This is a genomic window from Kitasatospora sp. NPDC091257 (assembly GCF_044757675.1).
Classification (GTDB): domain Bacteria; phylum Actinomycetota; class Actinomycetes; order Streptomycetales; family Streptomycetaceae; genus Kitasatospora; species Kitasatospora lactacystinica.
The window spans coordinates 1-10,017 of the sequence record NZ_JBIVVI010000194.1 but is presented as its reverse complement, the minus strand read 5'-3'; the positions used below and the strand labels follow the sequence as shown (position 1 = coordinate 10,017).

Sequence of the window (10,017 nt, the reverse complement as noted above, 5' to 3'; positions counted from 1 at the left end):
CCCCACGCCCCACGCCCCACGCCCCACGCCCCACGCCCCACGCCCCACGCCCCACGCCTCACGCCTCACGCTACGCGCTACGCGCTTCGGCGACCGGCACCCCAACACCCGGGCAGTACGGCCCCGCCGGTTCGACGGACCGTGCGTTTCGCATGGATCCGCCCGTGGACGGCCCACAGGACGCCTCAACGAGGCCTCCCTTCGTTGACGAACCGAAATCCGGCCGATGCCCCCGGAACTACGCTCGCGATGTCATCGAGGGCGAACCACCGGGGGGTCGAGCCGCGTGTTGAAGCTGGCCTGGCGAACGGTGCGGGCCCGGAAGGCGGGCTTCGCCGGCGCCTTCACCGCGCTCGTCTGCGCCCTGGTCCTGACCGTCGCCTGCGGGGTCCTGATGGAGTCCGCCCTGCGCGCGGGCACCCCCACCGAGCGCTGGGCCGGGGCCCCGGTGATGGTCGGCGACGGCACCCGCATCCCGGACGCCGGCCCGCTGACCGCGGAACTCGCCCGGCTGCCCGGCGTCACGGCCGCCGTCCCGGAGGTCTCCTTCCCGGCGGCCGTGGTCACCGCCTCCGGGCAGGTCCTCACCGGACCGCAGGGCGGCCCCTCGCTCGGGCACTCCTGGACGAGCGCCGCCCTCACCCCGTTCCGGCTGACCGCCGGCCGCGCCCCGACCGGGCCGGACGAGGTGGTCCTCGACACCGCGACGGCCGCCCGCGCCGGGGTCACGGTCGGCGGCACCGTACGGCTGGCCACCACCGAGGCGCCGCGCGGCTACACCGTGGCCGGACTCGCCGCGCCACCACAGGAGTTGGCCCGTCAGAGCGCGCTCTTCCTCAGCCCCGGGCAGGCCGCCGAGCTCGCCGGGACGGCGGCCGGCGCGGACGCGATCGGGCTCACCGTGCGGGAGGGGGCCGACCTGCGGGCACCGGCCGAGCAGGCCCGGCGGGTACTCGCCGCGGCACGGGACCGCGCCGGCGTGCCGGACTGGTCCGGGCCCCGGGTGCACACCGGCGACGAGCGGGGCGAGCTGGAGTTCTCCGGCGCTCCCGGGCCCGGCGACGGCCTCTCCTCGCTGGCCGGGACGACGGGCGTGCTGTCGCTGTTCGTCGCGGCCTTCGTGGTCGCGGGGGCGCTCGCGCTCTCCGTCCAGCAGCGGCTGCGCGAGATGGCCCTGCTGCGGGCGGTCGGCGCCACCACCGGACAGGTGCGGCGGATGATCGCCCTGGAGACGCTGGTGCTGACCCTCGCGGCCGCGGTCGTCGGCCTCCCCGCCGGGACCGGCCTCGCCGCGCTGCTGCGGGGCGAACTGGTCGACCGCGGGGTGGTCGGCTCGGACGTGCCGCTGCACATCGGGCCGACCGCCCCGCTGATCGTCCTCGGCGGCGTCGTCGTCACCGCGCAACTGGCCGTCGCGGCCGCCGCGCGCCGGGCCTCCCGGGTCGAGCCCACCCGGGCGCTGCGCGACGCCTCGGCGCCACCGCCCGGCATCGGCCGGATCCGGACCGGGCTCGGGCTCGTGACGCTCGCCGGGTCCGGCACGGTGCTGGCCAACTCGACCGACGGCCACCGCGGGGCGGGGACGGCCGAGAGCATGGTGCTGGTGCTGCTGCTCGGGGTGGCCCTGCTCGGACCGCTGATCGGCCGGGTCGCGAGCGTGGCGATCGGCGGGCCGGTGGGCCGGCTCTTCCCGGCGGCCGGCTTCCTCGCCTCGGCCGCGCTGCGGGCCCAGCCGCGCCGCTTCGCCGCCGCCGTCACCCCGCTGGTGCTGGCGGTGGCCTTCACGGGCACGGTGCTGTTCGTCCCAGTGGTCAAGGCCCGGGCCACCGCGGCCGAGGACGGCCGACGGCTGCTGGCCGACCACGTGGTCCAGGCCGTCGGGATCGGCCTGCCGCCGGAATTCACCGCCGCGGTACGGCGGTTGCCGGGCGTCGCGGCGGCCGACGGCACGGTCTCCACGACCGTCCGAGCCTCCGTCGGGGACGTCGACCAGTACGGGCTGAACGCCCGGATCGTCGAGCCGCGGGGGCTCGCGGAGCTGGTCGACCCGGGGGTGACGGCCGGCTCGTTGGACGGGCTGCGCGACGCGGACATCGCGCTGGGGCAGCGGACGGCCGCCGCGCTCAAGGCCGGCGTCGGCAGCACCGTCCGGATCGCATGGCCGGACGGCACCGGCGGCACCGCGACAGTGGCCGCCGTGTACGACCGCGACGCGCGGTTCGCGGACGCCCTGCTGCCCGCCCCCTTCGCCGCCGCCCATGCCCCGGACCCGCTCACGCCGACCGTCCTGGTCCGTACCGCCCCCGGAACCGACCCCCGGCAGGTCGGCCGGGAACTCCACGACCTCACCGCGGCCTACCCGATGGCCCGGGTCGGCGACCGGGCCGAGTACGACGCGGCCCGCAGACAGCGGCAGGAGTCCGCCACCGCGGTCGGACGGCTGTTGCTCGGCATGATCGGCCTGTTCACCGCGATCGCCGTGGTCAACACCCTGGTGATGGCCACCGGCGAGCGGCGACGCGAGTTCGCGCTGCTGCGGCTGGTGGGCACCACGCGGCCGCAGGTGCTGCGGATGGCGGCCTGGGAGGGCGGGATCACGGTCGCGGTGGCTCTCGCCCTCGGTGCGGCGGTCACCGCCGCCGTCCTGGTCCCGGTCAGCCTGGCGCTCACCGGGACGGCCTGGCCCGCGCCGCCCGTGAGTTGGGTGGCCGCGGTGCTGGGCGGGGCGGCGCTGCTGGGGATGGGCACCGTCCTGCTGACCACCCGGCTGGCGCTGCGCCGGAAGCCGGTCGAGACGATGGGGATGCGCGAGTAGCGGCGCGGGCCCGGTCAGGCGGCGCGGGCGGCCTCCCGGGCGGGCGCGGCCTCGACGACGGCCGTGAGGTGGAACCAGCCCGCTCCGTCCCGCTCGGCGGTCAGCCGGCCGCCGACGGCCCGCAGCCGCTCGGTGAGGTTCCCGATGCCGTGGCCGCCGCCCTCCGACCCGGGCCCGCCGCCCTCCTCGCGCGGAGCGCCGCCCGGCTCGCCTGCCGGAGCACCGCCCGGCTCACCCGGAGCGCCGCCCGGTTCGCGCGGCACGCCGTCGTTGGAGACCACCAGGCGCACCGTGCCGAGCCCGTCCCGGCCGGCCCGGATCCCGCAGCGCCGGGCCGCGCTGTGCCGCAGCAGGTTGGTGACCGCCTCGCGCAGCACGGTGGCCAGCACCGCGTCGAGTTCGGGCCGCAGCCCCTCGCAGTCCAGTTCGGCCTCGACCCCGATCCCGGCCGCCCGCAGCACCGAGACCGCCGAACGCGCCTCCCGCGCCAGGGACATCCCGAGGTCGCCGCTGGGGAGCCGGCGGGTGTCCGCCATCGCCTGCCGCACCAGTGCCAGCACCTCGGAGATCTCCGCGCGGGCGCGTTCCGGCTCGTCCGCGGCCAGCCGTTCGGCGAGCTGGCACTTCAGCGCCGCCACCGAGAGGCTGGAGCCGAGCAGGTCGTGCAGGTCGCGCGCGAAACGCAGCCGTTCCCGGTCCACCGCGAGTTCGGCCAGCTCGGTCCGGGCCGCCCTCAACTCGGCTGTCAGGTCGGCGAGTCGGGCCACCCCGTAGACCACGATGCCGCCCACGGCGGTGGACACCGACGCATTGACGCACTGGCCGGGGTTCCCGCCCAGTGCCGCGCAGAGCGGGTACTGGGCGGCCACCAGTGCGACGAACAGCATCCAGGAACGCGGCAACGCGACGGTCAGCAGCACCGAACCGGCGAACGACCCGGGGATGCCGACCCACGCCCCGTCGAAGAACAGGAACGGCAGGTAGGTGAGCACCCCGTGGACGACCAGGCTCCACGGCCACCAGCGCCGCGCCAGACGCCACGGACCGGCGTGCCCGATCTGCAGGCCGAGCAGGACCAGCAGCAGCGCGACGGCGGGCAGTTGGTAGGCCAGGCCGTCGTGGTTGCGGACCGTGGCCACCACCGAGGCGGCGCAGAAGCCGACGGCGACCATGACCACGATGCCCCGGGTGAGCCGCGCGAGCGGGTCACCGGAGCCGCCGGAGCCACCGAAGCGCCCGAAGCCGCCGGGGTGCTTCGGACGGCAGCGATCGGCGTCGGTTCGGTCCGCGCTGTGGCCCAAGGGGAACTCCCGGTAGACGGCTCGACACACCGCGCGCCCAGCGGGAGCCCGCCGCGCACCCGGCGCCCCCGTACGCCCGCACCACGAGCATAGTTTCCCGCCGGAGCACCACCGTTGACGCTCCACCACGGTTCGCCGGCTCAGGCCGGGGTGCGGCCGATCGTCCCCTCAAGGCTGTTCAGCAGGCCGCTGAGGGCCTCGGCGAGCCGGTCCTGCTCGGCGGGGGTGAGTCCGGCCAGCAGGGCGCGGTCGTAGGCGACGAGCTCCTGGATCAGACCGTCCACCAGCGTCCGGCCCTCCTCGGTGAGCGCGAGGTGGGCGACCCGGCGGTCCCGGTCGTCGGTGCGGCGGCTGACCAGGCCGCGCTCCTCCAGCAGCCGCAGGCGCTTGGTGACGGCGGCCCCGGAGGCGAAGCTCTCCCGGGCCAGCTGGGTGGGGGTCAGCTCGCGGTCGAGGCGGAGCAGGGCGCCGAGGATGTCGAACTCGGCGCGGGTGAGGCCGGCCCGGGTGAGCGGGTCGGGGGTCTGCTGGAGCAGCGCGGCGCAGCGGTTGATCCGGCCGAGGACGGCGATCGGACCGGTGTCCAGCCCCGGGTAGGCCCGCTCCCACTGGCGCAGCACACCTGCGACGACGTCCTCCACGTGTGCTGCTCCCGTTCTGCGGCCTGCCGTTCGGCTTCGATCCTAGGGCGTGCCCGTCGCGGCCCCGGCCGTGCCCGTCGCGGCCCGGGCCGTGTCCGGCAGGGCCGGGCCGGGATCGGACAGGCCGTCGCGGCCGCGGTGTTCCAGCAGCGCGGCCAGCAGGTGGTGGGCCTGCTGCTCGGTGGCGGTGGCGCGCTGGTGCGGGAGGGCGGGTCGGCGCCACTCGCCGGCGGCGGTGTCGGTGGCCTCGCGCAGCTCCAGCAGGGCCGCGGCGAGGCCGGTACGGGCGGCGAGGGCGTCCGGGGTGCTCCCGGCCGCGACGGCCCGGACGCCCGGGACGGACGAGGCGGGCGCGACGGGCGGGGCGGGCGAGGCGGCGCGGACGGCGGCCGACGCGCGGTGGCCGGCCGCCTCCGCTCCGGCGAGCGCGCGGGTCAGCCGGGCGGCGGTGCGGCGGTTGGTGACCAGCAGGCAGGCCGCGAGGCCGGCGAGCGCCCCGACGCAGGTGTCCAGCCAGCGGTCGGCGATCAGCGCCCCGGCCGGCTGCGGGCCCGCGAACTCCGTCATCAGCAGCGCCATCGGGGTCACGAAGACCGTCGCCAGCCAGTAGCTGCGGGCGATCGTCGCCTCCGCCCCGAACTGGCAGACCAGCCCGAGTCCGATCAGCGCCACCGGGCCGGTGTGCGCGACGGGCAGCGCGGCGGTGAACAGCAGCAGGCCGAGCAGGTTGCCCAGCACCCGCTGCAGCGCGCGCTGCCAGGACAGCGTGCTGTTGGCCTGGAACACCGAGGCCGCGGTGACCACCGCCCAGTACGGCCGGCCGACGCCGAGCGCCAGCGAGATCCACCCGGCACCGGCGCAGCCGACGGCGACCCGCAGCGCGATCGGCAGCAGCGCCGAGCCGGGCCGCAGCGCCCGCCGGAGCGGCGGTCGGGGGCCGGGACGGCGGACGGAAGGCTCGGCCGCCTCCGCCTCGGTGAGGTCGAGCGTCGGCAGCGGGCGGCCGCGCCGCAGGTCGCGGGCCAGGTCGAGGTACCGCGCGGCGTCGGCGGGCCGGGCCGGTCCGGCCAGTGCGGCCTCCGCGCGCACCAGCAGCCGCTCGGGCGCGTCGCCGAGGGCGCGCCGCCGGGACGGGGTGGAGAGCGCGAGGCTCTGCCAGGCCGCCTCGACCGCGCCGACCAGGGCGGTTCGGGCGGCGGCGTCCGGCTCCGGCCGGCCGGGCCCGGGCCGCAGCAGCCGGGCGGCGGCCTCCAGGGCGCGGGCGGTGGCGATCCGCTCGGGCCCGTACGGGCGCACCAGGGCCGGGGCCATGCAGACCAGCCAGGCCAGCGCGGCGCCGAGCGCGGTGAGCGCCAGGTGCGGCGGGACCTCGGCGAGCCGTTGCGGGAGGAAGGCGCAGCTGGCGGAGGTGAAAGTGATGATCAGACTGCCGGGCGGGCCGATCCGGGCGGCGTCGCAGAGCAGCTTGTGCAGGGCGGCGAGCACCGCCGCCACCGCGACCAGGACGGCGGCGTCGCGGGTCAGTGCGGCGGCGGTGAGGGCGGCGCCGGTGCTGAGCACGGTGCCGAGCAGCACGCCGGCCAGCGTCCGGGCCCGGGCCCGGTAGGGCAGGCCGTGCCCGTACAGCGCGCCCAGGCCGCCGGCCGAGGTGTAGAGGGCGAGGTCGAGTCGGCCGAGGCCGAGCAGGGTGAGGTTGAGCGCGCCGAGGGTGACCACGGCGCTGAGCGCGGGCTTGTGCCAGCCGTCCCCGGCCGGACCGACCCGAAGTGCCTGGCGGAACTGGGCGGTTGTGACCATACAAAAAGGTTAGCAGGTAATTTACCCGTGAAACATATAGCCGCTCGGACACCCCGCCACAGGGCTCCGGAAGCTCCGGAAGAAAATTTCGGCCGGAGCGATGAGTTCTGCGGCGAACCCCGGTCTACCTCCACGACCGACTCGTACGACAGCAAGGAACACCCATGAGCACCGTGGTCTCCACCGACGGCACCGTCCTCGCCTTCTCCGTCACCGGCTCCGGCCCCGCCGTCGTCCTGGTCGACGGCGCACTGTGCCACCGCGGCATGGGGCCGAGCGCCTCGATCGCCGAACAGCTGGCGGCGCGGCACACCGTGTGGACCTACGACCGGCGCGGTCGCGGCGACAGCGGGGACACCCCGCCCTTCGCGGTGGAGCGCGAGATCGAGGACCTGGCCGCCGTCATCGCGGCGGCGGGCGGCTCGGCCCACGTCCTCGCCCACTCCTCCGGCGCCGCACTCGCGCTGCGGGCCGCCGCCGCGGGCACCGGCATCACCCGACTCGCCGTCTACGAGCCGCCGTTCAGCACCGGGGAGGCGCAGAGCGAGCGCTTCCGCCAGTACGTCGCCGAGCTGACGGCGGCGCTCGCCGAGGGGCGCCGCGGGGACGCGGTCGCGGCCCTCATGGTCTACGCCGGGACGCCGGCGGAGATGGTGGACGGGATGCGCGGCGCGCCGGTGTGGCCGCTGTTCGAGGCGGTCGCACCGACCCTGGCGTACGACGCGGCGGCGCTCGGCGACCGGACCGGCGCGGTCGTCCCGGTCGACCTGCTGGCCACGATCGCCGTGCCGACCCTGGTCCTGGACGGCGGCGCCAGCCCGGAGACGCTGCGGGCCCCGGCCCGCGCGGTGGCGGCGGCCGTGCCGGACGCCGAGTACCGGACGCTGGACGGCCAGACCCACGAGGTGTCCGCCGAGGTGCTGGCGCCGGAACTGCTGAAGTTCTACGCCTGACGCGCGGCCCGGGGGCACCGTCCAGTCTTCCGGCGATCACCGGAGTCGCGTCACCGGCGCACGACCAACGACGGACAATCACCGACGGACGACCAACGACGGACGACCAACGACGGACGACCAACGACGGACGAGGAAGCATGGACGAGGACTTCAAGGACATCCCCACCACCACCCTGGCCGACGTCCTGGGCCGCGCCCAGGTCATGGACGCCGGCCTGCGACCGCTGTGGACGGGCATGCCCCGGGTGGCCGGACCGGCCTTCACCGTGCGGTGCCCGCCCGGCGACAACCTGATGCTGCACGCGGCGATCCACCGGGCCGGGCCCGGCTCGGTGATCGTGGTGGAGTCCGGCGACCTGGACCACGCGCTGGCCGGCGGCAACGTCTGCGCGGTGGCGCAGCGCCGGGGCGTGGCGGCCTTCGTGGCCGACGGCCTGATCCGGGACCTCGCCGAGGTGCGGGAGCTGGCCTTCCCGGTCTTCGCCCGCGGGGTGATCCCGATCCCCGGGGCGAAGGAGCGGCTGGGCACCCACGGCGCCCCGGTGACCTGCGGCGGGGTGTCGGTGGCGGCCGGCGACACCGTGGTGGCCGACGAGGAGGGTGTCGTGGTGGTGCCCGCCGCCGAGCGGGCGCGGGTCCTGGAGGCGGCCCGGGCGAGGCTGGCCAAGGAGGCGGCCGAGACCCTGGACGACTGGGAGGCCGCGCACCGCGCCCGGATCGACCGGGCCCTCGCCGAGCTGGGCTTCACCGGCTGATCACCCGGCTCCGGTACGGTCCGCCCCCCGGTCCGCCCGGCGCTCGTCGCCGGGCGGACCGGCGGCGGGACACGCCCGCACGGCGGGGCCCGCTTCCCTGTTCGAATCGGATGGACAAAGGTTCGACCGGCGGCCTCCCCCGGGCTCCCGTCACCGGGTCCGGCCGGTGATCCACCGGTACGAATGGCCCCGCACGGCGCACCTCGGCACACCCCCTCCTCATATGATCGGAGCGACATGCGCCATGCTTGGTGATGCAGAACACTGAACGGAACTTGCGCCGGACGGCCCACCCGCCGTACGGCCGAGAAGGAGGAAGCACGTGGACGACGTTCTGCGGCGCGCCGCACTCTTCGCGGCACTCGACGACGAACAGGCCGGCGAGCTGCGCGCTTCCATGACCGAGGTCACCCTCGCCCGTGGGGAGTCGCTGTTCCACGAGGGCGACCCGGGCGACCGGCTGTACGTCGTGGCGGAGGGCAAGGTCAAGCTGCACCGCGCCTCGCCGGACGGCCGCGAGAACATGCTGGCCGTGCTCGGCCCCAGCGAGATGATCGGCGAGCTGTCGCTGTTCGACCCGGGCCCGCGCACCGCGACCGCCAGCGCGCTGACCGAGGTCAAGCTGCTGGGCCTCGGCCACGGCGACCTCCAGCCCTGGCTGCACGCCCGCCCCGAGGTCTCCATCGCGCTGCTGCGGGCCATCGCCCGCCGCCTGCGCCGCACCAACGACGTGATGTCCGACCTGGTCTTCTCCGACGTGCCCGGCCGCGTCGCCAAGGCCCTGCTGGACCTCTCCCGCCGGTTCGGCGTGCAGTCCGAGGAGGGCATCCACGTCGCCCACGACCTCACCCAGGAGGAGCTGGCCCAGCTGGTCGGCGCCTCCCGCGAGACGGTCAACAAGGCGCTCGCCGACTTCGCCGGCCGCGGCTGGCTGAAGCTGGAGGCCCGCGCGGTGGTGCTGCTGGACGTCGAGCGGCTGTCGCGCCGCTCGCGCTGACGCCGGCGAAACGCCGCTGACGCCCGCGAACGCGGAGGGGCCCGTCCGGATCGGACGGGCCCTCGGGCTTTCGAGCGGTAGCGGTGGGATTCGAACCCACGGTGGAGTTGCCCCCACACACGCTTTCGAGGCGTGCTCCTTTGGCCGCTCGGACACGCTACCGAGAGGAACTCTACCGGAGGGGTGGCGCAGTCACGAAATCCGTATCGCCACGGCGGTCGGCGGGCTCTCGGCGGCGGGCTCTCAGCGGTGGGTGTCGAAGAAGGCGCGCAGCTGTTCGCCGCACTCGTCGGCGAGGACGCCCCGGATCACCTCGGGGCGGTGGTTGAGCCGGCGGTCGCGCATCACGTCGAAGAGCGAGCCGGCCGCGCCGGCCTTCTCGTCGAGGGCGCCGTAGACCACCCGGTCGATCCGGGACAGCACGATGGCGCCCGCGCACATGGTGCACGGCTCCAGGGTGACGACCAGTGTGCAGCCGCTCAGCCGCCATTCCCCGGTCTTCTCGGCCGCCTGCCGGATCGCGACCACCTCGGCGTGCGCGGTCGGGTCGCCGACCGCCTCGCGCTCGTTGTGGCCGCGTCCGATCACCTCGCCGTCCGGGTCCAGGACGAGCGCCCCGACCGGCACGTCCCCGGTGGCCGGCGCCAGCGCGGCCTCGGCCATGGCCAGGCGCATCGGCGCCGCCCAGCGGTCGCGGACCGGCTGGAGGTCCTCCAGCGGGCTGGCGCCGGCGTGCACGTCCAGCATCGCGAGCT

General features: G+C 76.3%; 8 protein-coding genes and 1 tRNA gene. 4 read left to right on the top strand and 5 right to left on the bottom strand.

Translation table 11 applies throughout. The annotated features are described in order from the left end of the window. Nucleotides 1-286 precede the first annotated feature (286 nt). Nucleotides 287-2,815: an ABC transporter permease gene (locus tag ACIQOV_RS12150; RefSeq protein ID WP_401047776.1), complete on the top strand. Its 2,529-nt coding sequence runs from the start codon at nt 287-289 to the stop codon at nt 2,813-2,815. 14 nt (nt 2,816-2,829) lie between these two features. Here the strand turns inward: ACIQOV_RS12150 and ACIQOV_RS12145 are convergent, their stop codons facing one another. The 3 genes from ACIQOV_RS12145 to ACIQOV_RS12135 form a co-directional block, all read right to left on the bottom strand. Further along, the gene (locus ACIQOV_RS12145; protein WP_401047774.1) at nt 2,830-4,116 is read right to left on the bottom strand and encodes a sensor histidine kinase; all 1,287 of its coding nucleotides are present in this window, start codon (nt 4,114-4,116) and stop codon (nt 2,830-2,832) included. A gap of 140 nt (nt 4,117-4,256) precedes the next feature. Then, complete coding sequence (locus tag ACIQOV_RS12140) at nt 4,257-4,757, bottom strand: MarR family transcriptional regulator (protein WP_359901973.1); 501 nt, start codon at nt 4,755-4,757, stop codon at nt 4,257-4,259. A 42-nt stretch (nt 4,758-4,799) separates the two neighbouring features. Further along, nucleotides 4,800-6,554: an FUSC family protein gene (locus ACIQOV_RS12135; protein WP_401047771.1), complete on the bottom strand. Its 1,755-nt coding sequence runs from the start codon at nt 6,552-6,554 to the stop codon at nt 4,800-4,802. A 164-nt stretch (nt 6,555-6,718) separates the two neighbouring features. Between ACIQOV_RS12135 and ACIQOV_RS12130 the strand changes: the two genes are divergently transcribed. The 3 genes from ACIQOV_RS12130 to ACIQOV_RS12120 all read left to right on the top strand — a co-directional run bounded on the left by ACIQOV_RS12130 (nt 6,719) and on the right by ACIQOV_RS12120 (nt 9,262). Then, entirely contained in the window at nt 6,719-7,507 is a 789-nt protein-coding gene (locus ACIQOV_RS12130; RefSeq protein ID WP_401047769.1) for an alpha/beta fold hydrolase, read from the top strand. A gap of 140 nt (nt 7,508-7,647) precedes the next feature. Beyond that, the gene (locus ACIQOV_RS12125; RefSeq protein ID WP_401047766.1) at nt 7,648-8,265 is read left to right on the top strand and encodes an RraA family protein; all 618 of its coding nucleotides are present in this window, start codon (nt 7,648-7,650) and stop codon (nt 8,263-8,265) included. Between the two features lie 322 nt (nt 8,266-8,587). Then, on the top strand, nt 8,588-9,262 hold the full coding sequence (locus ACIQOV_RS12120) for a Crp/Fnr family transcriptional regulator (RefSeq protein WP_030288117.1): 675 nt from the start codon (nt 8,588-8,590) through the stop codon (nt 9,260-9,262). 75 nt (nt 9,263-9,337) lie between these two features. On the opposite strand, the gene ACIQOV_RS12115 is transcribed toward ACIQOV_RS12120, so the two are convergent. Continuing rightward, nucleotides 9,338-9,424 (bottom strand) — tRNA-Ser (locus ACIQOV_RS12115). Between the two features lie 81 nt (nt 9,425-9,505). Next, entirely contained in the window at nt 9,506-10,009 is a 504-nt protein-coding gene (gene tadA, locus ACIQOV_RS12110) for a tRNA adenosine(34) deaminase TadA (RefSeq protein ID WP_401047779.1), read from the bottom strand. Between the last annotated feature and the right edge of the window lie 8 nt (nt 10,010-10,017).